A 26,603-nucleotide genomic window follows, 5' to 3' on the forward strand; every position below is an offset into this window, starting at 1 on the left:
GGCCAGCAGGCATGAAACTTCGCAAACGGGGTACGTGCGGGCAGCGGTGCACACGAGGGGAGCACGGGCATGGGCGGCGGCGGCCTGCGTCTGGACATGAACGCGGTGGACTACCTGATCCTCGCGCTCTATTTCGTCACTGTGCTCGGCGTCGGTTTCGCCGCCCGGCGCGCGATCCGCACCAGCGTGGACTTCTTCCTCTCCGGCCGATCGCTGCCCGCCTGGGTCACCGGCCTGGCGTTCGTCTCGGCGAACCTGGGCGCGCTGGAGATCATCGGCATGGCCGCCAACGGCGCCCAGTACGGCATCATGACCGTGCACTACTACTGGATCGGCGCCGTACCGGCGATGGTCTTCCTCGGCATCGTGATGATGCCGTTCTACTACGGCTCCAAGGTCCGCAGCGTTCCCGAGTACCTGCGGCTGCGCTTCAACCGCCCCACCCACCTGCTCAACGCGATCAGCTTCGCGGTAGCCCAGGTGCTGATCGCGGGCGTGAACCTCTACGCGCTGGCGCTGATCATGCAGGCGCTGCTCGGCTGGCCGCTCTGGTTCGCGATCATCGTCGGCGCGGTGATCGTGCTGGCGTACATCACCGTCGGCGGGCTCTCCGGCGCGATCTACAACGAGGTGCTCCAGTTCTTCGTGATCATCGCCGGTCTGGTGCCGATCACGGTCATCGGCCTGGTCAAGGTCGGCGGCGTCAGCGGCCTGATGGACGCGGTCCGCGACTCCAGGCTCGGCGAGGCCGGCCTGCACGCCTGGGAGGGCACCGGCAGCACCGGCAACCCGCTCGGCGCGCACTGGCTGGGCATCGTGTTCGGCCTCGGCTTCGTGCTCTCCTTCGGCTACTGGACCACGAACTTCGCCGAGGTGCAGCGCGCGCTGTCCGCACGGAACATGAGCGCCGCCCGGCGTACGCCGATCATCGCCGCGTACCCGAAGCTGCTCATCCCCGCGGTCACCGTGATCCCCGGCCTGATCGCCCTGGTCACCGTCAAAGGTCTGGGCGCCGACGACGGCGACCTGGTCTACAACAACGCGATCCCGCTGCTCATGCGCGACCTGCTGCCCAACGGCGTGCTGGGTATCGCGGTCACCGGCCTGGTGGCCTCGTTCATGGCCGGCATGGCGGCCAACGTCAGCGGGTTCAACACCGTCTTCACGTACGACATCTGGCAGGCGTACTTCCGGCGCAACGAGTCGGACGAGCACTACGTGAAGGTGGGCCGGCTCGCCACAGTCGGCGCGGTGGTGATCGGCATCGGCACCGCGTTCATCGCGGCCGGGTTCAGCAACATCATGAACTACATCCAGGCGCTCTTCTCGGTGTTCAACGCCCCGCTCTTCGGCACCTTCATCATCGGCATGTTCTGGCGGCGGATGACGCCGCTGGCCGGGTTCTGGTCGCTGCTGTCCGGCACCGTCGTGGCCACCGCCACGTACCTGCTCTACAAGGGCGGCGTGATCAGCTTCAACTCGGACCTGGAGGAGAGCTTCTGGGGCGCGGGCCTGGCCTTCGCCACCGTCGCGGTGGTGGCCGCGATCGTCACGCCGCTGACCCGGCCGAAGACCGACGACCAGCTGACCGGGCTGGTGTACGGCCTCAGCGACACCGCGCTCGCCGACGACTCGCTGGCCGGCGACGCCGCCTGGTACCGCTCCCCGGTGCTGCTCGGCGTCGTCGCCGTGATCCTCGCCGCCCTGTTCTACATCCCGGTCTTCTAGAGGAGGGGACGCACGCCATGACAGACGACGCGGACCGCAACTACCAGGGCGGCGAGGCGCACGACCCGCTCGTCGACGAGACCGAGGACGCCCGCGAGGCCCGCTCGGCGGCGGCCCGGCTGTTCGACATCCGCCGGGTCATCGGCGGCCTGTTCGTCGCGTACGGGCTGATCGTCGGCCTGATGGGGCTCTTCGACACGTCCGCCGAGATCGACAAGGCACAGGGCCTGCGGATCAACCTGTGGGCCGGCGCGGCGATGCTGGTGTTCGGCCTGCTGATGCTGCTCTGGCAACGGCTGAGCCCGACCGAGACGCCGGAGCCCGGCCACGACGACGCCTGACCGTCCGCATGGCGCGGCCCCCACCGGGTACGCCCAGGGGATCACGCGAAGCGACAGGAGGGCAGCAGCATGACCGATCGTGACCGCGGTGGCGAGCGGCCGCTCGAGGAGACCCCCGAGGTGGCCGCGGCGGTGGACGACGACAGCACGGTGCCCCAGTTGCGCGCCGGCGGCGTCGACCCGGACAACCCCACCTTCACCGAGCCCGACGGCGCGGTGGCCGACACCGGCTCGCCGAACATCATCGGTGACCCGTACGCGGCCGGGACCGGCGCGACCGGCACCGGCACGGGCGCGGCGCCGGACGGCATCCGTACCGGCGCCGAGCAGCCCTGGGACCCGGAGGACCTGGTGATGGCCCGGGGCCAGGACATGACGCCGGAGAACCTGGAACGGGCCCGCCACGACCTGCACGAGCTGGGCCGGGCCGCGATCGAGCGTACGGTTCCCTGACCCGGACGCCCGAGGGCCCCTGGTCGACGTGGGCGTCGACCAGGGGCCCGGGGAACCCGCGCGGGCGGTGCCTCACTCCCGCCGCCGCGGGTGGTACGGCCGCGGCTCAGGAGAGCGGCGGGTACGCGTTCTGCATCAGCTGCTGGAACTGGGCGGCGAACCACGCGCCGGAGATCGGCGCGTCCGGCAGGGCACCGGACATGCTGTTGCCGTTGCGGGCGTTACCGGTGTAGGTCGGGTCGCACATCCGGTCGAAGCCCTTGCCCTCGTTGTTCGGGATCTCCTTGCTGGAGCCGTCCGACTCACCCGGGGGCTTCACCCAGACGTAGGCGTCGATCCCGGGCTCCGGGTTGGCCTGCGGCCGCTCGCCGAGACCCGCGCCGGCCTGGTTGCACCAGTTGCCGGTGTGGAAGCGGCGGTCGACCCGGCCACCGTCGACGTAGGCGTCCACGCTGGTCGACGGGCCGGGGCCGGTCGGCCGGGCGGAGCCGCCCCAACCGTTGCGGGAGGTGTCGATCAGCATGCCGATGTTGCTGTCGAAGCCGATCGAGACCAGCTTCTGCCGGAACGCCTGGGCGAACGACAGCTCGTCGAGGTACTGGTTCCAGTCGGCCCACTTGGACTGCCGCACGGTCTGGCCGTTCACCGTGTCGGTGATCTTGACGTACGGCTCCTTCAGCGCGGAGTAGTTCGCCGTGTTGACGATGAAGCCCGCCACGTTGGCGACGGTGCTGCCGGACGCCACAGCGGCGGCCTTGAGCTGGTCGGCGACCGGGCCGAAGTTGCTGTCCCAGCCGATCCAGCCGTGGTGGGCGGCGTCGATGTAGTTGTAGACGTTGCCGATCGCACCCAGCTTCGCCAGGGCGTAGCCGACACCGTTCACGTACGCGCCGTTGGCCTTCACCGTGTCACACATGACCGTGCCGCCCGCGTTGCCCGAGGTGTTGGTCACCAGGTTGGGCAGCGAGTCGATCTCGATGATGTTGACGATGCGCAGGTTCCGGTACTTCGAGTCGCCCTGGATCGCGGCGATCGGGTCGATGTACTCGGCCTTGTAGCGGGGCAGCTCGTCCGGGCCCAGCTCGCCGTTCGAGGCGAGCGCCGAGCAGTCGCGGCCGGGCAGGTTGTAGATGACGAACTGGATGTAGCCGGCGCCCTGGGCGAGCGCGGCGTCCAGGTGGTCACGGACGCCCATCGCGCCGTTGGAGCTGCTGTCCGGCGTGCCGTTGATGGCGGCGATCCGGTCGATCCAGACCGCGGTCGGGTTGTTCGACACCCGGTTGCCGCCGGACACCGACTCGGCCTTGGCCTTCCACTCGGGGTTCACGTACCCCTTCACCCCGGCGTACGGGTTGTCGACCCGCTGCCCGGGCGGCGGCTGCGACGTCGGCGGGGTCGACGTCGGCGGCGTGCTCGTGGGCGGGGTGCTGGTCGGCGGCGTGCTGGTGGGCGGCGTGCTCGTCGGCGGGGTGCTGGTGGTCGGCGTGCCGCCGTTGCAGACCGTGCCGTTGAGCGTGAACTGGGTCGGCTTGGGGTTGCTGCCGCTCCAGGAGCCGTTGAAGCCGATGGTGGTGCTGGCGCCGCTGGCGAGCGCCCCGTTGTACGACTCGTTCTGCGCGGTGACGTTCTGGCCGCTCTGGGACCACCGCGCGGACCAGCCGTTCACCACCCGCTGCGAGCTGTTCGGGAAGGTGAAGCCGAGGTTCCACGAGGTGAGCGCGTCACCGATGTTCTTGATGGTCACGGTGCCGGTGAATCCACCGGGCCAGTCGCTGGTCGTGTAGGTCACGCTGCACTGGGTGGCGGCCTGCGCCGCGGTGACCGGGAGGGTCACCAGTCCACCGGCTACCAGGACGCCGGCGCTGGTCAGCGCGAGCGCCCGGTTCCGGCCGGACAGCCTTCTCCACAGATTCATGCCACTGATCTCCTTGGGCGAGACCGGATCCGCGTACGGCCCGGCGCAAATGGCGGCGGCGGTCGCCCTGCGGGAACGACCGTGCGCGCCACTGGTTACTTCGGGGGACGCCCGACCCGGACGGGCGTTGGGGGTGGTGGTGCCGACCGGTCCGCAGGACCGGCCGATGGAGCCGGACGTCGGCCGGTCAACCGGCTGCCCTCGACGTCTGAGCTCGCGGTGTGGCTCCCCGAACCGCGTGCAGCGATTCTTGCATGGGAGCGCTTCCATGGCAATGCCTCGATGCGCCTCGCGGCCCACCCTACCGCCCGCCCCGACCCCGCCCCGCTCACCGCGCGCCCGGACCCCGCTACACCAGCCGGGCTCGCCGCCAACCACCCGCGGGCACCACCTCGCCGCGCTCCCCCTCACGCCGGGCGGCGGACCGTCCCGCCTCCGCCTCGGCCGGGTGGAACGCCATGGGTGTCAAAACGGCCAAATGACACCCATGGCGTTCCACCCACCGGCGGAGGCGAGACCGTCGGAACCGTACGAGCGGGATCCGGGTCGCGGGGTCGCCGAAGTCGGGCCGATCGGCGCGCGGAGGCGGGGACAGCGCGGACACGCCCGATCTCGACAAACTCCTAAAAGCGAATCTTTCCCCGAATAAGTCGCGAAAAGGTCTAGCGTCGGCCTTAGCTCGACTGACGTCGGGCTCAGGACGAACAGGGATGGAGACGCTGGTCATGGCTAAGAAGATGCTCGGGAAGGTGGTCGCGGGCGCTGCCCTCGGCGGCGCCGGCCTTCTCGTGTTCACCCCGGGAATGGCCTACGCGGGAGGGCACGACGAGGGCAAGGTCATCGCCAAGCCGCACGTGGTGAAGGCGGGGGACACCGTCGAACTGCTCGCGATCTGCTCCGAGCCGCAGCAGCACGCCACCGTCTGGTCGAAGGTGACCGGCAAGGTCGACCTGCGCCCGGCCCGCGACGGCGAGCACGGCGACTGGGCCGACCGGGGCGGTGACTGGGGCGGCGACCAGGACTGGGGCTGGGACGACAAGGGCCCGGACGGCAAGGACGAGCACGGCAAGGGCCCGGACGGCAAGGACGACCACGGCAAGGGCCCGGACGGCCGCGGCGAGCCGGGCGGGGACGGACACGGGCCGGGCGGAAATGGGCCTGACGGCAACGGGCCGGGCGGCAATGGCCCGGGTGGCAACGGCCCGGGTGGCAACGGGCCGGGTGGCAACGGGCCCGGCGGCAACGGCATGCCGCAGCCCCCGGCGGACCAGCCCCAGCCGCCGGCCGGCCAGCCGGAAGGGCAGCCGCAGCCGGGCGGCGCGGGGGCCGGCGCGGCCGTCGACCCCGGCGACTGGCAGGGGCACGACGAGTACGGCCAGGACGCCGAGCCGGGCTGGGAGAAGGAGAAGCCGGGCGGGCCGGACTGGACCAAGGACGCGCACGGCCCCGACGGCAAGGAACAGCACGGCAAGGACGCCAAGGACGAGCACGGCAAGGACGACCGTGGCGGCCGGCCGGACGACAAGGGCAAGGACGGCAAGGACGAGCACGGCTCCTGGCCGGGCGGCAAGAACGACTGGCAGGAAGGTGAGAACGACTGGCCGGGCGACAAGAGCGACTGGCCGGGCGGCAAGGACGACTGGCAGGCGAGCGGAGGCGCCTGGCAGGACGACAAGGGCGACTACGGCAAGGACGCCGAGCGCGACTACGGCAAGGACGGTAAGGACGGCTGGGAGCACGGGAAGGACTTCGTCTACTACGGCGAGGCCACCGTCTCGCACGACGCCCGGCCGGGCCGGTACGAGTTGCGGGGCTCCTGCGGTGAGGGCGAGCTGGTGGTCCTGCCGCGCGGTGGGGTCGACGGCGGCGACGGCGGCATGACGACCACCGGCGTGGACCGTACCCTCGCCACCGGTGGCGCGGGCATGATCGGCGCCGCGGCACTGGGCGGCCTGGTGCTGCTGCGCCGGCGGCGGGCCGGTGACCTGGTCTGACCGGACGACGACCCGGGCCGGCGGCCGTCACGGAAGTCCGTGGCGTGCCGCCGGCACGGCCGTCGTCGTCCTGCTCGCCATGGCCGGGGCCGGTCTGATCGGCGCGTCCGTCCGGACCGTCCCGCCACCGTCCCCGCCGCAGCCGCTCGGGCAGGCGGCCCCGGTCACCACCGGCCCCCAAGCAGACCCGGACGCCGAGGGCCAACCGGGGCCGGACGCCGAGGGTCAGCTGACGCCGGACGCCTCCGGCCTGCCGACGGCGGACGCCGCCGGGGGCGCCGTCGGCCCCGCGACGCCCGGCCCGACGACCGGCCCACCCGGCGCCGCCCCGGGCACCGCAGCCGCCCCGGGCACCGCAGCCGCCCCGGGGGCCGCAGCGGTCCCGGGCGCTCCGGCAGCAACGGGCCCAGCGGGCGCGACGAGCCCGAACGGCGCCGCCCCGGCTCCACTGCCCCGGTCCGCGCCGACGACCATCTCGATCCCCCGTATCGGGGTGCGGGCCGAGATCATGTCGCTCGGCACGAACCCGGACGGCACGGTCCAGGTGCCCCCGCTGGACCAGGCCATGAAGGCCGGGTGGTACTCCCCCGGCGCCAGCCCGGGCGAGGCCGGCAACGCGGTGATCGTGGGCCACGTCGACTCCGCCCAGCTCGGCCCGGCGGTGTTCTTCAACCTCGGCGCGCTGGTGGCCGGCGACACGATAGTGGTCACCCGGCAGGACGGCAGGTCCGCCACGTTCACGGTGCGCGAGGTCGGATCGTACCCGAAGACCGCCTTTCCCGCCGCGCAGGTCTACGGTCCGTCGGCCGTGCCCGCCCTGCGCGTGGTGACCTGCGGTGGGGTGTTCGACAAGACGGCCGGAAGCTACCTCAACAACATCGTCGTCTACGCCCCGATGACGAGCTGAGGGCGGAAACGGCGGTGGCCCGGTGGTCGGTTCCCCGACCACCGGGCCACGCGCGCGTCTGCGGTCAGGCCGCCGCCGAGGTCCGGACCAGGGTACGGATCTGGCGCAGCAGCACCGACAGCGCGGACAGGTCGGCGCGGGACTCGTCGAACTCCCCCATCGCCCGGTGCGCCCGGTGGATCGAGGTGGCGTTCGCCTGCTCCCACTCCTGCACCCGCTCCACCGGCGGCACGTCGTCCGGGGTGGAGCCGAGCACCTCGGCGGTGAGCGCGGCCAGCGCGGCGTACAGGTCGTAGCGCAGCGCCATCCGGGCCAGCGTCTGCCACCGGTCCTCGCGCGGCAGCAGGGAGATCTTCGACAGCAGCGCGTCCACCCGGAACCGGTCGGAGAGCACGAAGTAGACCGAGGCCACCTCGCCCACGTCCCGCCGGGTCGCCTGCGCCGTCTCGACGATGTCGAGCAGGCCGAAGCTGTACATCAGGCGGGTCGCCTGCTCGGCCAGGTCACGCGGCAGCCCGCGCTCGACCAGCGACTCGATGTGCGCCGCGATGGCCTCCCGCTCGGTGCCCCAGAACCGGTGCTCCAGGTCCGGCAGGAGCTGGGCCACACCGTCGCGCAGCCGGTCGATCTCCGCCGGCACGTCGATCGGCGACCGGCGGTTGGTGACCAGCCAGCGCACCGCGCGGTCGAGCAGCCGCCGGGTGTCCAGGTAGACGGCGGTCTGCAACTCGGGCGAGACCTTGTTGTCCAGCGCCTCGACCGCGTCCCAGAGGTCACGCAGGCCGAACACCTCGCGGACCACCACGTACGCCCGGAGCACGTCCGCCGCGGAGGCGGCCGTCTCCTCGACCACCCGGAAGACGAACGAGATGCCGCCCCGGTTGATCGCCTCGTTGACCAGGACAGTGGTGACGATGTCCCGGCGCAGCCGGTGCCGGCCCATCCGGTCGGCGAAGCGCTGCCGCAACGGCGTCGGGAAGTAGTTGACCAGGATGTCGGTCGTCCACTCCTCGTCCGCCAGGCCTTCGCCGACGATCTCGCGCTCCAGCACGATCTTGACGTACGCGAGCAGCACCGCGAACTCCGGCGCGGTCAGCCCGCTCTCGGTGCGGACCGCCAGCTCCTCGTCCGACGGCAGCGCCTCCAGGGCCCGGTCCAGCGCGCCGGACCGCTCCAGGTCGTTGATCATCCGCCGGTGCACCGGGAGCAGCGAGGCGGCCTGGGCCTGGGCGTTGTTCAGCGCCCGCGCCTGGTCGTAGTTGTCCCGCAGCACCAGCTCGGCGACCTCGTCGGTCATCCGGGCCAGCAGCTCGTCACGCTCCGGCCGGTCCAGCTCCCCGTCGGCCACCGCCGTGTTGAGCAGGATCTTGATGTTGACCTCGTGGTCGGAGCAGTCCACACCGGCCGCGTTGTCGATGAAGTCGGTGTAGATGCGGCCGCCGGTCGACGCGTACTCGATCCGGCCCTGCTGGGTGAAGCCCAGGTTGCCGCCCTCGCCGACCACCCGGCAGCGCAGGCTCTTGCCGTCCACCCGGATGGCGTCGTTGGACTTGTCCCCGACCTCGGCGTTGGTCTGGCTGGACGCCTTGACGTAGGTGCCGATGCCGCCGTTCCAGAACAGGTCCACCGGCGCGGTGAGGATCGCCTTCATCAGCTCCTGCGGGCTGAGCTGCGTGACGTCCTCGTCGAGGCCGAGCACCGCGCGGACCTGCGGCGAGATCGGCACCGACTTCGCCGTACGCGAGTGGACGCCGCCGCCTTCGGAGATCAGCTCGCGGTCGTAGTCCTCCCACGACGAGCGCGGCATGTCGAACAGCCGCTTACGCTCCTCCCACGACCGGGCCGAGTCCGGATCCGGGTCCAGGAAGATGTGCCGGTGGTCGAACGCGGCCACCAGCCGGATGTGCTTCGACAGCAGCATCCCGTTGCCGAACACGTCGCCGGACATGTCACCGACGCCGACCACAGTGAAGTCCTGCGTCTGGGTGTCGTGCCCCAGCTCCCGGAAGTGCCGCTTGACCGACTCCCAGGCGCCCCGGGCGGTGATGCCCATCTTCTTGTGGTCGTAGCCGGCCGAGCCGCCGGAGGCGAACGCGTCGCCCAGCCAGAAGCTGTGCGCCTCGGAGATCTCGTTGGCGATGTCGGAGAACGTCGCGGTGCCCTTGTCGGCGGCCACCACCATGTACGGATCGTCGCCGTCGTGCCGGACCACGTCCTCGGGCGGCACGATCTCGCCGCTGACGATGTTGTCGGTGACGTCCAGCAGCGCGGAGATGAACTCCTTGTAGCAGATCACCGCCTCGTCCCGGTCGCCCGGCTTCTGCTTGAGCACGAAGCCGCCCTTGGCGCCGACCGGCACGATCACCGCGTTCTTCACCATCTGCGCCTTGACCAGGCCGAGCACCTCGGTCCGGAAGTCCTCGCGCCGGTCGGACCAGCGCAGGCCGCCGCGGGCCACCGGCCCGTAGCGCAGGTGCACGCCCTCGAACCGGGGCGAGTAGACGAAGATCTCGAACTTGGGCCGCGGCGCGGGCAGGTCCGGGATGGCCTGCGGGTCCAGCTTGAACGCCACGTACGGCTTGGGCCGCCCGCCCACCGGCTTCTGGTAGAAGCTGGTGCGCAGCGTGGCCTGGATCAGCGTCAGGTAGGCCCGCAGGATGCGGTCCTGGTCGAGGCTGGCCACCTCGTCCAGCGCCTCGCCGATCGCGTCGACCAGCTCACCGCTGCGCTGCCGCCGCTCGTCGAGCGTGGTGGCGCCCGGGGCGAACCGGGTCTCGAACAGCTTCACCAGCAGTTCGGCGATCTGCGGGTACGCGATGAACGTCTGCTCCATGTACTCCTGGGAGAACACGGTGCCGGCCTGGCGCAGGTACTTCGCGTACGCGCGCAGCACGACGACCTGCCGCCAGGTGAGCCCGGCCCGGAGCACCAGCTCGTTGAAGCCGTCCACCTCGGCCTCGCCCCGCCAGGCGGCGGCGAAGGCGTTCTCCACGTGCGGACGTACCTCGGCCAGGTCCTGGTGCCGCTCGGGCAGCTCCAGACCGAAGTCGTAGAGCCAGATCCGGCCGTCGACGCGCTCCACCTCGTACGGGTGCTCGTCGACCACCTTCACACCGAGCGAGTGCAGCACCGGCAGCACGGCGGAGAGCATCATCGGCTCGCCGTACCGGTAGACCTTGAACCGCACGTCCATCGCCTCGTCGGCGTCGGCGGCGCGGGCGGCGTACGGACGCGGCGGCGCCTGCTTGCGGAACAGGTGCATCTCCAGCTGGCCGGGCTCCTCCAGCAACTCCAGCTTCGCCAGGTCCTTCATCGCCTCGTACGGCGTGTGCCCGTCCTTGTAGCCCTCCGGGAACGCGTCGGCGTACCGGGCGAACAGGTGCTTGGCCTGCTCGTCGCCGAGCTTGCGCTCCAGCACCAGCCGGTAGTCGTCGTCCCAGAGGCGGGTCGCGTCGGCCAGCTCCTCGGCGAGCAGGTCGGCGTCGATGTCACCGGGCGGGTTGTTCGGGTCGGTCCGCACGATGAAGTGCACGCGGGCCAGCATCGACTCGGTCACCCGGGTGGTGTAGTCGACGCCGACGCCGTTCAGCTCGCGCAGCAGGATGTCCTGCATGCGCAGCCGGTTCTGCGTGGTGAACCGGTCCCGCGGCAGGTAGATCAGGCAGGAGATGAACCGCCCGTACGCGTCGCGGCGCAGGAACACCCGCAGCTGCCGGCGGCCCGCCATCCGCAGCACGCCGATCACCGCGTGGTAGAGGTCGTCGGTCTTGATCTGGAACAGCTCGTCGCGCGGGTACGTCTCCAGGATCTGCAACAGGTCCTTGCCGGAGTGGCTGCGCAGGCTCAGGCCCGAGCGGTCGAGCACCTCGGCGACCTTGCGCCGGACCACCGGCAGCTCCTGCACGCTGGTCCGGTACGCGGCGGTGGAGAACAGGCCCAGGAAGCGCCGCTCCCCGACCACCTCGCCGGCCTCGTTGAAGATCTTGAAGCCGATGTAGTCGAGGTACGCCGAGCGGTGCACGGTGGCACGCGAGTTGGCCTTGGTGATGATGAGCAGGCGCTTCTCCAGCACCTTCTCGTGCGCCTCGGGCGTCATCGAGTTCAGCGACCGGGCCTCCGGCGAGTCGGAGCGCAGGATGCCCAGGCCGGTGCCGAGCACCGCCTCCAGGGCCTGCCCGCCGCCGCGCGCGCCGTCGGCGTCGACCAGGCGGTACTCGCGGTAGCCGAGGAACGTGAAGTGGTCGTGCGCCAGCCAGCGCAGCAGCTCCACCGAGTCGGTGATGTCCTTTTCCGGCACCGGCGGGCGGTTGTCCGACGTCCGGGCGGCGGCCAGCTCGTCGGCGAGCGCGAGGGCCCGCTGCCGCATCTTCGGCCAGTCCTCGACCGCCTCGCGCACGTCGGTGAGCACCCGCTGCAACTCGCGGCGCAGCGCCTCCCGCTCGGCCGGGTCGCGGACCGGGTCGATCTCGATCCGCATCCAGCTCTCGACCAGGTCACCGGCGATGGCGTCGTCCGGCTCCACGTCCGCCGAGACCTCGGTGAGCCGGCCCAGCGGCTCGCGCCGCACCACGACCAGCGGGTGCACCAGCAGGTGCACGTCGAGGTGACGGGAGTTGAGCAGGGCGGTCACCGAGTCGACCAGGAACGGCATGTCGTCGGTGACGATCTCGACGACCGTGTGGTGCTGCTCGGCGTCCGGCTCGTGGATGCGCAGCTTCAGCTCGCCCGGAACCCGCTGCTGGGCCAGGTCCCGGTGGGCCCGGGCCGCCTCCAGCATCTCCTCGGCGGTGAAGCCGATCAGCTCCTCGTCCGGCGCGAACCGCCAGAAGCGGTCCACGAGTGTGGCCGCGTCGTGGTCGTCGCCGGCCAGCGCGACCGCCTGGGCGACCAGCCGCTCCGCGTTGGGAACGGGCTCGTCCAGCTCGGCGTCCTCCGACTCGTCGGCCAGTGCCTGCGTGGGCAGGCCCAGGTCGTAGAGGGTGTCGATGCTGGAACCGGTCATCCCGGTCACTCCTGTGTCGAGACGGCTGAAACCGTCCCCGTCGGTCGCCGAATCGAAGCTGTCGTCGTCCCGGCCGGTGTCAGCCTGCCGGAGGTCGGGTCCCGGTTTGATCGCCGGACGCCGGTCCATCGGTGCCACTCCCCTCGACCCACCGCACTGTGGGTCACTCTGCCGCCCAGCCTAGGCCCTACCGCGTGGTACCTCCCGCGGCGGACCACCGGCCGGACGTCCGGATCGGGACTCTGTCCTTTCACCCGTTGCGGGTTCGTGGTCGGCCGCCCGCGGAGTACCCCGACTGGCGATGTTCATCACACTGCCACACGGGGCTTTCCGCGCTGCCGGAGGCCGTGGCGGGGCGGTGGCGAGCGCCGGGCCGTACTAGCGTGCAGGGCAGTTGAGCACCGGAGGGACCGCTTCATGCCCGTGTCGTACCCCGTCCGCCCCAGCCGTCACACCCGTCGTCGCCTCCTCGCGGGGCTGGCCGCCGCCCTGGTCACAGCGGGCGCGCTGACCGGCTGCTCCGGCGACGACGGCCCGGAGGCGGCCGTCGAGGCGTTCCTCGGCGGCTGGCGCTCCGGCGACCTGCAGGCGGTCGGCTTCATCCAGCCGGCCGGCGGGCGGGTGGCGGCCGGCGAGGTGACCAAGCAGCTCCAGGCGCTCGCCGGTGAGCTGGCCGCCAACCCGCCGGAGTTGACGCGCACCGGCGAGATCACCACCAAGGGCGACGTCGCCACCGCCCGGGTCAAGGTGAGCTGGGCGCTGCCCGGCGGCGCCCGTTGGGCCTACGAGAACCCGGTACGCCTCAAGCGCGGCGGCGACGACCAGTGGCAGGTGATCTGGGAACCGGCTGTGGTGCACGAGAAGCTGGAGAGCGGCGACCGGATCGCGCTGCGGCGGGAGCCGGCGCAGCGCGCCGGCGTGCTGGACGCCGCCGGCCAGCCGATCGTCGCGCCGCGCCCGGTGGTCCGGGTGCAGGTCGTTCCCGGCGAGGTCACCGACGTGCCCGGCCTGGTCAAGAAGCTGGACGCCGCGTTCAAGGCGATCCGGCCCGCGCTCAGCCCGCCGGTCGACCTGGGCGACCTGCCCAAGCGGCTCAAGGAGGCGAAGCCGGACGGGCTCGTCGAGGTGGTGACGCTGCGTGAGGACGCATACCGGCAGATCAAGCCACGCATCTACGAGCTGCCCGGCACCCGGTTCGCGACCGACCAGCTCATGCTGGCCCCGACGCGCGAGTTCGCCCGGGCGCTGCTCGGCTCGGTCGACCAGGCCACCGCCGACGACCTGCAGGCCCACCCCGAGCGGTACGCGCGCGGCGACCTGGTCGGCCACGGCGGCCTCCAGGGCCGGTACGACGAGCGGCTGCGTGGCGTCACCGGCGTCACCGTGATCACCGAGCGGACCACCCCGGACGGCAAGGTCGAGCCGACCGGCACGGAGCTGTACCGCGCCGACCCGAAGCCCGGTCAGCCGGTGAAGACCACCATCGACGTGGCGACCCAGAACGCTGCCGACGCCGCGTTGCGCGGGCAGACCCGCCGCTCCGCGCTGGTGGCGCTGCGGATCAGCGACGGCGCGGTGCTGGCCGCCGCGAACGGTCCCGGGGCGGCCGGCGAGAACCTCGCGTTCACCGCCCAGGTGCCGCCCGGCTCGACGTTCAAGATGGTCAGCGCGCTCGGCCTGCTCGACCGGGGCGCGGTGACCCCGCAGACCACTGTGAACTGCCCGAAGACGGCGACGGTCGAGGGCCGCAGCTTCAAGAACTCGGACAATTTCGAGCTGGGCGCGGTGCCGTTCGCCACCGACTTCGCCAAGTCCTGCAACACCGCGTTCGTGGCGCTGGCGCCGAAGCTCGGCCCGGACGGGCTGGCGCAGGCCGGCCGTACGCTCGGCCTGGAGGCCGCGTGGGATCTCGGCGCGGACGCGTTCACCGGCAAGGTCTCCGCCAACGGCCCGGCCACCGAGCAGGCCGCCGCCGCGATCGGCCAGGGCACCACGCTGGTGAGCCCGCTGGCCATGGCGAGCGCCACCGCGGCCGTGGCCCGGGGCAAGTTCGAGCAGCCCAAGCTGCTGCTCGACCCGGCGCCGGCCAAGCCCGCGCCGGCCGGCGAGGCGCTCAAGCCGGAGTCGGTGACGGCGCTGAAGTCGCTGATGCGCGGGGTGGTCACAGCGGGCAGTGGCAGCGCGCTGGCGGATGTGCCCGGCGAGCCGGTGCACGGCAAGACCGGCACCGCGGAGTACGACAACAACCCGGCGAACACGCACGCCTGGTTCGTCGGGTGGCAGGGTGACGTGGCCTTCGCCGTCTTCGTCGAGCAGGGCGGGGCGGGCTCGAAGGTGGCGGCGCCGATCGCCGAGAAGTTCCTGCGCGGCCTCGCCCGCTAGCCCGCCTGCCCCGCCGTACGCGCACCGGGCGCAGCACTGTCGGATGTCCGGCATTCACTTGCGGTGGGGAAGCGGCGGCCGACGCGGCGACGAAACTCCGACACACCCTCGCAAATCCCTTGCGCTTTTTCTCGGACAGTCGTCGATCGGGTCATTACCGCAACCGACGGCCATCGACTCCCGTCATGACGGGTGGTGAACATCAAGACAGCGCTGTACGGTGCCGACACGCGCCCACAGGCGGCGATCCGCCCATCATCGCTGTGGAGATGAATTGGCACACCCAGTAGCAGCGCTCTCGGGAAAATCCCTGTCCGAATCCATCGACCGCGCCTTGTCCTGCCTTCGGGTCAACTTCCGGTCGCCCGAGGGCACGGCTGGTTGGTATCACTTCCTGGACGATCCCAATCCGGGAATCACCGCCTCCGCCGTCGGGCTGTTCACCTTCCGCATCGCGGGTCAGGAGTTCGAACGGGCTGACGAGATCATCAAATACCTGGTCGACCAGCAGATCGTCGATCCGGACGGCGGAGCGGGTGGCTGGGCCGTGAGAACCACCAACGGCTTCCCGATCATCGAGGCCACCGCGTGGGTGGTACGCGCGCTGAGCCCTCCCGGCACGGGTCGGCTCGCCGCGTCCGACGCATTGCGGGGTGGCGTGCGCTTCCTGGAAGAGAACCAGAACACCGACTTCGGTTGGGCCTCATACGCCGGTCAACCCTCACGAGTCTTCCACACCGCGCTGTGCATGCTGGCGCTCCAGGAGTGCGGCGGCCCGCCGCACGTCATCGACAACGCCAAGAAGTGGCTGATCGGGGCGCAGAGCCCCGACGCGCCGGCCTGGGGCCCGTTGCCCGGCGCTCCGCCCACCCTCCTGCACACCAGCTTCGCACTGCTCGCCCTCTCCCAACTCGAGGGCGCGCTGAGCGTCAACACGATCAGCAAGACGACCGACTGGATCCTCGAACGGCTGGAGGCGGGCGAGCACGTCGAGCGGTCGTCGACGGTGGAGGAGTTCGACGTCCCGTACCCGGACGGGGACCGCCAGACGGTGTTCCAGAATGTCCTGCCGCACTTCGCCGGCCCGATCGCCGTCACCGCTCTCCTGGCGGCCGGCGTCGACCCGCTGCAACCCAAACTGTTCACGGCGGCTTCCGCGATCATGCGGGATCAGGGTCCGACCGGCGCCTGGGAACTGCCACGCAGCCCGTTACGGGAGTCCATCTGGGCGATCTGGCCCTTCGTCTCGGCCCTGTCGAAGATGCGGGAGGCGGTGTTCCCCGGACGGACCGGCGAGGCTCAGCTCCTCTACCCGGGTTGCGCCCTGGTACAGACACAGGTGAGCGCGAGGAGGCTGACCAGCGCCCTGTTGATGCGCAACTTCCTGCTGAACTGGGTACGCCGACGCAAGGTGACGCTCGCACTGTGGTCGATCGGGGTCGTCTATTCGATCGGCGCGGTGGTCCTCTACCTGACCAGAGCCGTCGATCGCACCGAGTTTCTGGTCGGTCTCATCCTCCCCGCGCTGCTGCTGATCTTCCAACTGATCTGGGGGGCACGCCGGCGGCGCGGAGGGCAAGGGCAGTGACGGGCGGACCGGCCGACAGCTGCGAGATGTGCCGGGAGGTCAGGCGCAACACCGTTGGCGCGTCCGGCCTCGACGATCCCTCGCCGCCCCGGCTCGTCATGCGGTGGTCGGGCCTCGACGTCATGGCCGGACTCGGCTCCCTGACTCCGGGCTACGCCCTGGTCGTACCGCACCGTCACGCGCCGAGCAGCGGCGACCTCCCCGCCGGGGAACGGTCCCGGCTGCACGTCCTGGCCCGCGCCGTCGCCGCCCAGATCGAGCGCGTCTTCGCCTGCCGGGTGACTCTGGTCGAACACGGCTCGTCGGGCAAGGAGGCCGGTCACCGCGGCGGCGGCTGCATCACCCACTGTCACATCCATTTGTTTCCGCTCCCGCCGGAGGCGGATGCCCGCGCGCTGGTTCCACCCGGCGCCCACCCCGTCGACGGCCTCGGCCCATTGATCAAGGCGGCCGACGCCCGCAGGAACTACTACTACTGCTCGTGGGCACCGTCCTTCCACTATCTGACCCTCGAACCTCCTGCGGTTTCGCAGTACGCGCGACGTGTCTGGGCCGAAATCGTGGGCCTGCCGGACACCTGGGACTGGGCCGCTTTTCCCTATATTGAGAACTGCCACATCACCATTAGGGAACTCCGACGGGACGAGGCGCGGATGAACGAGACGATTGGTGCCGAGGTCCTGGACGAGACGCTGGCCACCTACGAGAACAACGCCGCGCGCTACGCGGCGGACACCGAACAGTTCGCGGACGACTCCGCGCTTCCCCACCAGATCGACCACCTGCTCGATGCGACCACCGGTCCGGTACTGGACGCCGGGGCGGGCGCGGGTCGGGACGCACACTACATGGCGGCCAGGGGCCGTCCCGTCGTCGCCATGGACGCCTCTGCCTCCCTGCTCACCCAGGTCAAGTGGAGCGCCCCGTTCTCACGGCTGGTGGCCGACATCAGGGACATCCCACTGGCCGACTGCTCCGTCGGCGCGATCTGGTGTTCGGCGGTCCTGCTGCATCTCGGCGGTGCGGACGTACGACGGTCGCTCGACGAGCTGCACCGGGTGCTGAGACCCGGGGGCATCATGCAGATCTCGGTCAAGGAGGGCCGAGGGCTCGTCAGCGAGCAGCTGGGCGAATCGGGCGAGGTCCGGCACTTTTTCCTGTACGAGCTGCCCGAGCTGCGCGCTCTGGTAGAGGAGGCCGGCTTCGAGGTGACCCGGGCCTGGACCGAGGAGGAGAGCAACTCGGGCCGATCCGCGCAGAGCTGGGTAAAGGTGCTGGCTACGAGGAGGTACTGACCGTGCTGCCCCACCTCCATCTGCACCTCGAACCCCAGCAGCGCAAACGTCTACAGGTGGGCCTGACTCCCGCCGAGCATCGCCGGGATCCGGCGGCCTTCTTCGCCGCGCACGACGTCGGCAATCGCGGACGGCTCCCGGTGTCGGCGGACGACTTGCGATCGTTCATCCGGCAGATGCACGAGGAGCAGCGCCGGGAAGGGGTGGATCACGTCGAACTCCGGCTCTCGCCGCGGCGGTTCGTGTGGGACGGCATGCCACTGGCCGCGTTCCTCCGCGTCGCGCACACCACAATGGAGTCGCTGGAGCGCCCGTCGGTCCGGGGGATTCTCCTGATCAACCGGGACAGCGACGAGGAGTTCGTTCGCGCCTGCACGGGCGCGCTGGCCGACCTTCCGGCCACCTTCGTGGGCATCGACCTCGCCGGCGACGAGAGCAGGTACGACGACACGGCTCCGTTCCGGGGCCTGTTCCGCGCCGCCCGCGAGTCGGGGCTCGGCGTCACGGTGCACGCCGGGGAGTTCGGGCACCTGGATGGCGTATGGCGTGCCCTGGACGAACTCGGCGCGCAGCGTTTGGGCCACGCGGTCGCCGCCGCCCGCAGCCCGTCGCTGCTCAAGCGGTTGGGAAACGACGGTGTGCTCGTCGAGGTGTCGATCTCATCGAATCTGGCCCTGGGCGCGGTCGACGCGGCCCACGCCCACCCGGTGCGGACCTTCCTCGACGCGGGTGTGCCGGTCTGCTTCAACACGGACGTCCCGTTGGAGAGCGGGGCTACGCTTCCGGAGGAGATGGCGTCGGCGGCGAGGCTGCTCCATCTGAGCGTCGCCGAGGTGACCGCCGTGCAGCGGAAGGCGGCGGCGTTCGTGTTCCGACGGCCGGGCTGAACTGCCGCGCGATCAGTCGATGCCCGCGGACGACGGCGGGGTGTCCTTCGGTGCGTCCTCGTCGGTCTGGGGCACCCGACGCAGCAGCCCGGAGGAGACCGCGGCGGCTGGCCCGATCGGCTCAACGGCGACGGCCGGCACCGGCGTCTCCAACGACGCCGAGGCGAGCCCTCCGGACGTCGGCGCTGAGGCGAGATCCGGCTCGTCCGCCGCCAGGCCGGAGCCGAGCCCGGCGGTCCCGGCCGCCGGATCCGCGTCCCGCTCTGCGGCGTCGCCGTTCGGCGATAGGAAGCTGCCCGCCCGGGTTGCCTCCGCGTACCGTGCGCGCTGGGGCGGCGGGCCGGGCGGCAGCAGACGGGGCGGAACGGCGCCCGGCGCTACGACCGGGGCGAGCCCGGCCACCACCGTGTTCACGATCTCGGCCGCGTACGCCCCGTCCGGGTCGTAGTCGGGGTCGAAGACGGTCAGCTCGACGCCGAGGCAATGGGGGGTGTCGACCAGCCCGGCCAGCAGGATCTCCAGCTCGGCGAAGGCGATGCCACCGGGGTCGGGCGCGTCCACGGCGGGCATCACCGCCGGGTCGAGCACGTCGACGTCGATGTGCACCCAGTAGCCGGCGCAGTCGACGAGCTGCTCGTGCGCCCACTGGGCGGTCCGGGCCGCGCCCTCGGCGCGCAGCGCCGGCACCGGCCGGGTGGTGATGCCGGCGGCCTGCAGGTCGAGGCGGTACTCGTCCTGCGCGCGGATGCCGAGCACCACCACGTCGATGTCCCGGAAGTAGGGCCGCCGCCCCTCGATGGCCGCCAGGTCGGGCTGCCCCCGCCCGGTGACCAGCGCCAGGTCCTCCCCGGCCGCCGCGCCGACGTAGGAGGCGTTGCCGGGGTGCCGGAAGTCGGAGTGGCCGTCGACGAAGACCAGGCCGATCCGCCCGCCGACCGCCTCACCGAGGCGGTGCATGGCCAGCCCGGAGCCGAGCAGCACCGAGCAGTCGCCGCCGAGCACCAGCGGGAACTCGCCCCGGTCGATGATCGCGCCGATCCGGTCGGCGAGCGCCAGCGAGTACGCGGAGATCTCCGGCGCGTGGCAGACGCCGTCGCCGGGTCGCCAGTCCCCCGGGTCGTACCGGGGCGGGGTCAGGCAGCCGGCGTCTCGGGCCCGCAGCCGGGCGAGCAGGCCGTGGTCGCGCAGCGCGCCCGGTGCCTTGGCGCATCCGGGCACGGAGCTGGCGGTGGGTGGGCGCAGCCCGAGGTTCGTCGGCGCGTCGAGGACGGCGATCCGGCGCATCATGGGCTCCCGTCCTCGGTGGTCGGGCGGGCCGGCGGTGCGCCGGCCCGCGCGGGTTGACTCAGAACAGCGCGCTGGCCAGGGCGCGTCGGGCGGAGGCCACGGCGGGGTCGTCCGGGCCGGCGATGGTGAACAGGCCGAGCAGGTGCTGGCGTACCCGGTCCCGGTCGTCCCCGGCGGTGCGCCGGACCAGGCCGACGAGCCGCTGGTACGCCTGGTCGGCGAGGCCGCTGAGCACCTCGATGTCGGCGGCCAGCAGTTGGGCGTCCACGTCGTCGGGGGCGGCGGCCGCGGCGTCCAGCGCGCCCTGCGGGTCGGCGCCGGCGACCCGGCGGGCCAGCCCGACCTGCGCCAGGCCCGCCTCCGCCGCCGCGTCGGCCGGGGACTCGGCGAGGATCTTCCGGTACGCCGCCTCGGCCGCGTCGAGGTCACCGCTCATCAGCGCGTCGTCGGCGGCGTCGAGGCGCGGGTCCTCCGGTTCGGCGACGGTGACGCCACCGGCCTTGAGCACGGCCTGGAGCCACTGTCGCAACTGCGACTCGGGCACCGGGCCGGGGAAGGCGTCGATCGGGCGGCCACCGACGATGGCGTACGTGGTGGGCAGCGCCTGGAGCTGGAACATCTGCGCGAGCCGCGGCTGCTGCTGCACGTCGACCCGGGCCAGCAGCCACGCTCCGCCGCCCTCGGCGGCCAGCTTCTCCAGCACCGGGGCGAACTGGTCGCTCTCCGGGTAACCGGCGGCGCCGAAGAAGACCACTACCGGTGTGGTGAGCGAGCGTTCGAGCACCTCGGACTGGATGTTCGCCTCGGTCACGTCGATCACGGCGGCGGAGCCGGCGGGGCTGCCCGGCAGCCCGGCGGGCGTGCCGCCCGGAGACGGTGTGGCGGTGGAGGTGTCGGCAGGTGCGGGGGTGCGCAGCGCGCTGAGGTCGACCGCGCCGCGGGTGAAGATCGACGAGGTGATCCGTGGGTCGCTCATGGTTGTCTAGTCTCGCACGTACGCGACGGATCTCCGACCAGCCGCGACGGCGACAGTCACCACTCTCCCCCAGCTCAGCCCGCCCGCAAGGAAGGGCCCCTTGTTAACGCCTGCGGTAGAGGAAGGGCCCCTTGTTAACAGCAGCTGTTAACAAGGGGCCCTTCCTTACAAAGCGGCGGTCAGAAGCGGGCGGGCTCGCGGTAGACGCCCCACTCGGTGCGGAGGGCGTCGCAGATCTCGCCGAGGGTGGCCTCGGCGCGGACCGCGTCGAGCATGGCGGGGATCATGTTCTCGCCGCTGCGGGCCACCTCGACCATCCGCGCCACGGCGGCGGTGACGGCGGCGTCGTCGCGGGCCGACTTGCGCTCGGCCAGCACCCGGCGCTGCTCCAACTCCACCTCGTGCGAGATGCGCAGGATCTCCAGGTCCTTGGCGACGGTGCCGGTGTGGCAGTTGACGCCGACGATCTTCTTGTCGCCCTTCTCCAGCGCCTGCTGGTAGGCGAACGCCGACTCGGCGATGTGCCCGGTGAACCAGCCGTCCTCGATGCCGCGCAGGATGCCGGAGGTCATCGGGCCGATCGCGTGCGGGCCCTCGCCGCCGAGCTGCTTGATCCGGGCGAAGATCTCCTCCGCCTCGGCCTCGATCCGGTCGGTGAGCGCCTCGACGTACCAGGCGCCGCCGAGCGGGTCGGCCACATTGGTCACCCCGGTCTCCTCCATCAGCACCTGCTGGGTACGCAGGGCGATCTCGGCCGACTCGTCGGTGGGCAGGGCGAGCGTCTCGTCGAGGGCGTTGGTGTGCAGCGAGTTGGTGCCGCCGAGCACCGCGGCCAGGGCCTCCACGGCGGTCCGTACCACGTTGTTGACCGGCTGCTGCGCGGTGAGCGACACTCCGGCGGTCTGCGTGTGGAACCGCAGCCACTGCGCCTTCTCGCTGGTGGCGCCGTACACGTCGCGCAGCCAGCGGGCCCAGATCCGGCGGGCGGCGCGGAACTTGGCGATCTCCTCGAAGAAGTCCACATGGGAGTCGAAGAAGAAGCTCAGGCCGGGGGCGAACGTGTTCACGTCGAGCCCGCGCGACAGGCCCAGCTCGACGTACCCGAACCCGTCGGCGAGCGTGTACGCCAGCTCCTGCGCGGCGGTCGAGCCGGCCTCGCGGATGTGGTAGCCGGAGACGGACAGCGGCTTGTACCGGGGGATCTCCCGGGCGCAGTACTCCATCAGGTCGCCGATGAGGCGCAGGTGCGGCTCGGGGTCGAACAGCCACTCCTTCTGCGCGATGTACTCCTTGAAGATGTCCGTCTGGAGCGTTCCGTCCAGTGTGGACAGATCGGCGCCCTGCCGTTCGGCGGCGACCAGGTACATGCAGAAGACCGGCACGGCCGGGCCGGAGATGGTCATCGAGGTGGTCACGCCGGCCAGGTCGATGCCGTCGAACAGCACCTCCATGTCGGCGGCCGAGTCGACGGCGACACCGCAGTGGCCGACCTCGCCGAGCGACTGCGGGTCGTCGGAGTCGCGTCCCATCAGCGTCGGCATGTCGAAGGCGACGGAGAGCCCGCCGCCACCGGCGCCGAGGATCATCTTGTACCGCTCGTTGGTCTGCCGGGCGTTGCCGAAACCGGCGAACTGCCGGATGGTCCAGGTCCGCCCGCGGTAGCCGGTCGGGTACAGACCCCTGGTGTACGGGAACTCGCCCGGCCAGCCGATCCGGTCGAAGCCCGGGTACGCCGCGCCCTCCGGCGGGCCGTACACCGGTTCGACACTCATGCCGGACAGCGTGGTGAAGTCCGCGTCGCGCTTGCGGGCGGCGTCGTAGCGGGCCTGCCAGCGGGCCCGACCGGCGGCGATCTCGTCAGCGTCCATGCGCGGAGCTCCTTCTCAAGTCGTCGTCCCAAGCCCGAGTGTAGAGCGAGATCCTGAACGATCCTTAAGTGCATGCGTACCGGCTGGTAACTCGCAGGCGCCCGGCGCGAAGCCCCACCACGATCGTCGATCCGCAGGTCAGAGCGCTGTCTCACGTGCCGGACGGCTTGCCGCCGGAGCCTCCCCGGCGGCCCGGAGACGTGCCACACTCCCCGCCGTGGGCATGCACATCGCGATCGGGCCGATTACCTAGGCGGCGTACGCCTTCGCGTGCGTCGCCGGCCAAGCCACCCTGTCGGCTCGACACTGTGAGGCTCCCGTGACCACGTTCCCGTTTCCCCCCGACACCGTCGATCGCCGGCTTCCCGGCCCGGCCGTCCGGCCGCACGACGACTCCCCCGCCGGCGCGTGCACGATGGTGGTGCACCTCGGCCCCGGGCACTCCACCACCGGCCTGCTCAAGGTGCTGTCCGTCCTGCACTCACGCCGGGTCGCGGTGACGCACGTCCAGTACGTGCAGTGCCCGGACCGGTCGGCGGTGATGATCGTGGAGTGCTCCCCCGCCACGGCGTCGCTGGAGACGGTACGCAAGAGCGTCGCGAGGGCGATCCCGGTCGTCAGCGTCAGCGTGCACACCTCGCCCACCCGCGACGGTGTGCGGCGCCCCCGGGCCCGTCGCGGCAGGTGACAGTCAGCCCGCGGCACCGGAGATGCCGCCGCCGCGCATGACGTCGCGGGCGGTGAGCGCCACGTGCAGCGACAGGCGCCGCTCGCTCGAATCCAGGTCGACGCCGAGCACCCGCTCGATCAACTGCAACCGCTGGTACAGCGCGGAGCGGGACAGCGACATCTCCTCCGCCGCACGCCGCTTGTTGCGCCCCTCGACCAGGTACGCCTCCAGCAGCGCCACGTGGTTCGTGCCGTGCCGCTCGTCGTAGGAGAGCAGCGGGCCCAGTTCGCGCTCGACGAACGTCTGCAGACGCACGTCGTCGCGCAGCAGGTACAGCAGGCCCCGGAGGCGGACGTCGAGGAGCCGGTAGAAGGGCCGGGGCTCGGCGGTGTGCGCCGTGGCGTCGGCCACCTGGGCCGCCTCGATCAGCGAGCGCCGCGCCAGGTCCAGCGACCTGACCACTGATCCGGCGGCGACCACGACGTCCGACCCGGCCCGCAGGCCCGCCCGGGTGAGCGCGGTGGACAGGCCGAGCAACGCGGCCTCGTCGGACTCGGCGTCGGTGAGGGCGACGAGCACGGTGACCTCCGCACCATCGAGCCCGTCGACGTCCCCGGCCAGCGCCGACAGCCCGCAGTCGCGCACCGCCGTCTCCACCGCGTCCAGCAGTTCCCGGCGGCGCGCGTTCATCTCGGCGCCGGGCCCCGGGCCCGGCCGGCGCCGGCGGACCACCACCCCGAGCAGCCGCCGCTGTTCCAGCGGCACACCGAGTCCGCGCGCCCGCAGCGCCACGTCCCGGGTCGGCGCGGAGTGGTTGACGATGCTCCACAGCAGGCTGCTGCGCGCCTGCCGTTCGACAGACGAGTCGTCCCGCGCGACGAGCTGGTTCAGCGCGATGGTGGACGCGGCGCGCTCCAGCAGGACGCTCGTCCGGGCCGGCGGCTCCTGGTCGCACAGCAGCACCAGCCGCCCCCACCTGTTGCCCCGCGCCTCCACCCCGGTCACCAGCCAGCCCGAACGCGGCTCGTAGCCGGTGCCGGACGGGACCTCGACCGCGCGTGAGCGGGTCTCCCAGCGGTCGAGCAGCTCCTCGGCCGACAGCGGGCCGGTCTCGTACGCCAGCACCTGGTGGGAGAGGTTCTCCAGCACCACGGGACGCCGGGACAGACGGGTGACCTCGCGGAGCACCTGCCGGGGCTCCGCGCCCTCCACCGACAGCTCGGTGAAGATCCGGTGGATCTCGTCCTTCGCGAGCAGCTCGGCGGTCTGCTCCTCGACGATCACCGAGTGGACCACCTCGGTCACCGCCACGAACCGCATCTCCCGCTGGAGCGCGACGAGCGGCAGGTTCCGGCTGCGGGCCTGCTCGACGAGCGCGGCCGGCAGCGTCCCGCCGAACCGGCGGCCCAGCTCGACCACGACCCCGGCCGCGCCGACCGCCGCCAGGCCGTCGATCCACCGGCGCAGCCCGTCGTCGTCCGGCGGCAGGCCGATACCGGTGGTCAGCACCAGCTCCCCGCCGCGGAGCAGGTCGGCGATCTCCGGGATCTCGGCCACGTGCACCCAGCGCACCGGAGCGTCCAGGCGGTCCCGCCCGGCCATGACACGCGGCCCGGCCTGCTGCAACGCCGGCAGTTCGAGCACGTCGCGAACCGTCATCGGCATCAGACCGTCTCCCTCCTCGCTCCGGCGCACAGTATGTGTGCTTCTCCCGGGCTGGAACGACACAGTGCCCATTGCCCGGGCCTGGGGAAGCGCAGATGATCCGGGCATGACCCAGACAGCACCCGGCACCGTGCCCGCTCCCGTCCCGCTGGAGCGGGTGACCCACTGGATCGACGGCAAGGCGTTCGCCGGCGTCACCGAGCGTACGGCCCCAGTCTACGATCCGGCGCTGGGCACGGTCCGGACGGAGGTGCCGCTGGCCTCCGCCGACGAGGTGGACCAGGCGGTCGCCTCCGCCGCCGCCGCGTTCGCCTCCTGGCGGAACTCGTCGCTGACCAAGCGCACCCAGGTGCTGTTCGCGTTCCGGGAGCTGGTGAACCAGCACAAGCAGGAACTGGCCGAGCTGATCACGGCCGAGCACGGCAAGGTCGTCTCGGACGCACTGGGCGAGGTCACCCGCGGCCTGGAGGTCGTCGAGTTCGCCTGCGGCATCCCGCACCTGCTCAAGGGCGGCTACTCCGAGGGCGTGTCCACGAACGTGGACGTCTACTCCATCCGGCAGCCGGTCGGCGTCTGCGCCGTCATCTCCCCGTTCAACTTCCCGGTGATGGTCCCGATGTGGTTCGTGCCGATCGCCATCGCGGCCGGCAACGCCGTCGTGCTCAAGCCCAGCGAGAAGGACCCGTCCGCGTCGCTGCTCGTCGCCCGGCTCTGGGAGCAGGCCGGCCTGCCCGCCGGTGTGTTCAACGTGGTGCACGGCGACAAGGTCGCTGTCGACCGGCTGCTGGAGCACCCCGAGGTCAAGGCCGTGTCGTTCGTCGGCTCCACCCCGATCGCCCGGTACGTGTACGAGACCGGCACCCGCAACGGCAAGCGCGTACAGGCCCTCGGCGGCGCGAAGAACCACATGGTGGTGCTGCCGGACGCCGACCTCGACCTGGCCGCCGACGCGGCGGTCAACGCCGGGTTCGGCTCGGCCGGCGAGCGGTGCATGGCGATCTCCGCCCTGGTGGTCGTCGAGCCCGTCGCCGACGACCTGGTGGCGCGCATCCGCGAGCGCATCGCCGGCCTGAAGATCGGTGACGGCCGCCGCTCCTGCGACATGGGGCCGCTGGTCACCCGGGAGCACCGCGACCGGGTCGCGTCGTACCTGGACGCGGGCGTCGAGGCCGGCGCCGAACTGGTGGTGGACGGGCGGAAGGTGCAGGTCGACGGCGACGAGTCCGGGTTCTGGCTCGGGCCGAGCCTGCTGGACCGGGTCTCGCCGGAGATGAGCGTCTACACCGACGAGATCTTCGGGCCGGTGCTGTCCGTGGTGCGGGTCGGCAGCTACGACGAGGCGCTCAAGCTGGTGAACTCCAACCCGTACGGCAACGGGACCGCCATCTTCACCAACGACGGCGGCGCGGCCCGCCGGTACCAGAACGAGGTCGAGGTCGGCATGGTCGGCGTCAACGTGCCGATCCCGGTGCCGATGGCCTACTACTCGTTCGGCGGCTGGAAGGACAGCCTCTTCGGCGACTCCCACGCCCACGGCGCCGAGGGCGTGCACTTCTTCACCCGCGGCAAGGTCGTCACCTCCCGCTGGCTCGACCCCAGCCACGGCGGAATCAACCTCGGCTTCCCCGAGAACGTCTGAGCAGCG

The 26,603-nt window shown here is 71.6% G+C and carries 17 protein-coding genes; 11 read left to right on the forward strand and 6 right to left on the reverse strand.

Going from position 1 to position 26,603, the window contains the following annotated elements; translation table 11 throughout:
* The first annotated feature begins 69 nt into the window (after nt 1–69).
* The 3 genes from A4R25_RS20735 to A4R25_RS20745 all read left to right on the forward strand — a co-directional run bounded on the left by A4R25_RS20735 (nt 70) and on the right by A4R25_RS20745 (nt 2,522).
* Entirely contained in the window at nt 70–1,728 is a 1,659-nt protein-coding gene (locus A4R25_RS20735) for a sodium:solute symporter family protein (protein ID WP_064447792.1), read from the forward strand.
* Between the two features lie 17 nt (nt 1,729–1,745).
* Nucleotides 1,746–2,069 carry a hypothetical protein gene (locus tag A4R25_RS20740; RefSeq protein WP_043328786.1) on the forward strand — a complete coding sequence of 108 codons (324 nt, stop codon included), beginning with the start codon at nt 1,746–1,748 and terminating at the stop codon, nt 2,067–2,069.
* Between the two features lie 69 nt (nt 2,070–2,138).
* Complete coding sequence (locus tag A4R25_RS20745; RefSeq protein ID WP_043328785.1) at nt 2,139–2,522, forward strand: hypothetical protein; 384 nt, start codon at nt 2,139–2,141, stop codon at nt 2,520–2,522.
* A 106-nt stretch (nt 2,523–2,628) separates the two neighbouring features.
* Here A4R25_RS20745 and A4R25_RS20750 read toward each other — a convergent pair whose 3' ends face one another.
* Nucleotides 2,629–4,437, reverse strand: a complete 1,809-nt coding sequence (locus tag A4R25_RS20750) for a glycoside hydrolase family 6 protein (RefSeq protein WP_043330970.1) — start codon at nt 4,435–4,437, stop codon at nt 2,629–2,631.
* 710 nt (nt 4,438–5,147) lie between these two features.
* Here A4R25_RS20750 and A4R25_RS20755 point away from each other — a divergent pair.
* Together A4R25_RS20755 and A4R25_RS20760 are read left to right on the forward strand one after the other, a co-directional pair.
* Nucleotides 5,148–6,431, forward strand: coding sequence for a hypothetical protein (locus A4R25_RS20755; protein ID WP_064447793.1), 1,284 nt, complete (start codon nt 5,148–5,150; stop codon nt 6,429–6,431).
* Between the two features lie 79 nt (nt 6,432–6,510).
* Complete coding sequence (locus A4R25_RS20760; RefSeq protein ID WP_064447931.1) at nt 6,511–7,338, forward strand: class F sortase; 828 nt, start codon at nt 6,511–6,513, stop codon at nt 7,336–7,338.
* 64 nt (nt 7,339–7,402) lie between these two features.
* On the opposite strand, the gene A4R25_RS20765 is transcribed toward A4R25_RS20760, so the two are convergent.
* Entirely contained in the window at nt 7,403–12,469 is a 5,067-nt protein-coding gene (locus A4R25_RS20765) for an NAD-glutamate dehydrogenase (RefSeq protein ID WP_064447794.1), read from the reverse strand.
* 288 nt (nt 12,470–12,757) lie between these two features.
* Here A4R25_RS20765 and A4R25_RS20770 point away from each other — a divergent pair, with 288 nt between their 5' ends.
* From A4R25_RS20770 to A4R25_RS20785, 4 genes are all read left to right on the forward strand, one after another.
* The gene (locus A4R25_RS20770) at nt 12,758–14,722 is read left to right on the forward strand and encodes a penicillin-binding transpeptidase domain-containing protein (RefSeq protein ID WP_064447795.1); all 1,965 of its coding nucleotides are present in this window, start codon (nt 12,758–12,760) and stop codon (nt 14,720–14,722) included.
* A gap of 274 nt (nt 14,723–14,996) precedes the next feature.
* Entirely contained in the window at nt 14,997–16,310 is a 1,314-nt protein-coding gene (locus tag A4R25_RS20775) for a prenyltransferase/squalene oxidase repeat-containing protein (protein ID WP_158629869.1), read from the forward strand.
* On the forward strand, nt 16,307–17,605 hold the full coding sequence (locus tag A4R25_RS20780; RefSeq protein WP_043328781.1) for a methyltransferase domain-containing protein: 1,299 nt from the start codon (nt 16,307–16,309) through the stop codon (nt 17,603–17,605). Before A4R25_RS20775 ends, A4R25_RS20780 begins: the two co-directional genes overlap by 4 nt.
* A gap of 2 nt (nt 17,606–17,607) precedes the next feature.
* Nucleotides 17,608–18,492 carry a hypothetical protein gene (locus A4R25_RS20785; protein WP_064447796.1) on the forward strand — a complete coding sequence of 295 codons (885 nt, stop codon included), beginning with the start codon at nt 17,608–17,610 and terminating at the stop codon, nt 18,490–18,492.
* Between the two features lie 12 nt (nt 18,493–18,504).
* On the opposite strand, the gene A4R25_RS20790 is transcribed toward A4R25_RS20785, so the two are convergent.
* From A4R25_RS20790 to A4R25_RS20800, 3 genes are all read right to left on the reverse strand, one after another.
* Nucleotides 18,505–19,779 carry an arginase family protein gene (locus A4R25_RS20790; protein WP_043328780.1) on the reverse strand — a complete coding sequence of 425 codons (1,275 nt, stop codon included), beginning with the start codon at nt 19,777–19,779 and terminating at the stop codon, nt 18,505–18,507.
* A gap of 58 nt (nt 19,780–19,837) precedes the next feature.
* Entirely contained in the window at nt 19,838–20,755 is a 918-nt protein-coding gene (locus tag A4R25_RS20795; protein WP_043328779.1) for a tetratricopeptide repeat protein, read from the reverse strand.
* 179 nt (nt 20,756–20,934) lie between these two features.
* Nucleotides 20,935–22,623, reverse strand: a complete 1,689-nt coding sequence (locus tag A4R25_RS20800) for a methylmalonyl-CoA mutase (protein WP_064447797.1) — start codon at nt 22,621–22,623, stop codon at nt 20,935–20,937.
* Between the two features lie 319 nt (nt 22,624–22,942).
* Between A4R25_RS20800 and A4R25_RS20805 the strand changes: the two genes are divergently transcribed.
* Nucleotides 22,943–23,311, forward strand: a complete 369-nt coding sequence (locus A4R25_RS20805; RefSeq protein WP_064447798.1) for a hypothetical protein — start codon at nt 22,943–22,945, stop codon at nt 23,309–23,311.
* Between the two features lie 3 nt (nt 23,312–23,314).
* Here A4R25_RS20805 and A4R25_RS20810 read toward each other — a convergent pair whose 3' ends face one another.
* On the reverse strand, nt 23,315–24,958 hold the full coding sequence (locus tag A4R25_RS20810) for a PucR family transcriptional regulator (RefSeq protein WP_064447799.1): 1,644 nt from the start codon (nt 24,956–24,958) through the stop codon (nt 23,315–23,317).
* A 106-nt stretch (nt 24,959–25,064) separates the two neighbouring features.
* Between A4R25_RS20810 and A4R25_RS20815 the strand changes: the two genes are divergently transcribed.
* On the forward strand, nt 25,065–26,597 hold the full coding sequence (locus A4R25_RS20815; RefSeq protein WP_051611371.1) for a CoA-acylating methylmalonate-semialdehyde dehydrogenase: 1,533 nt from the start codon (nt 25,065–25,067) through the stop codon (nt 26,595–26,597).
* Nucleotides 26,598–26,603: the final 6 nt, after the last annotated feature.

It is taken from the genome of Micromonospora sp. NBRC 110037 (genome assembly GCF_001652995.1).
In the GTDB taxonomy this organism is placed as follows: domain Bacteria; phylum Actinomycetota; class Actinomycetes; order Mycobacteriales; family Micromonosporaceae; genus Micromonospora; species Micromonospora chalcea.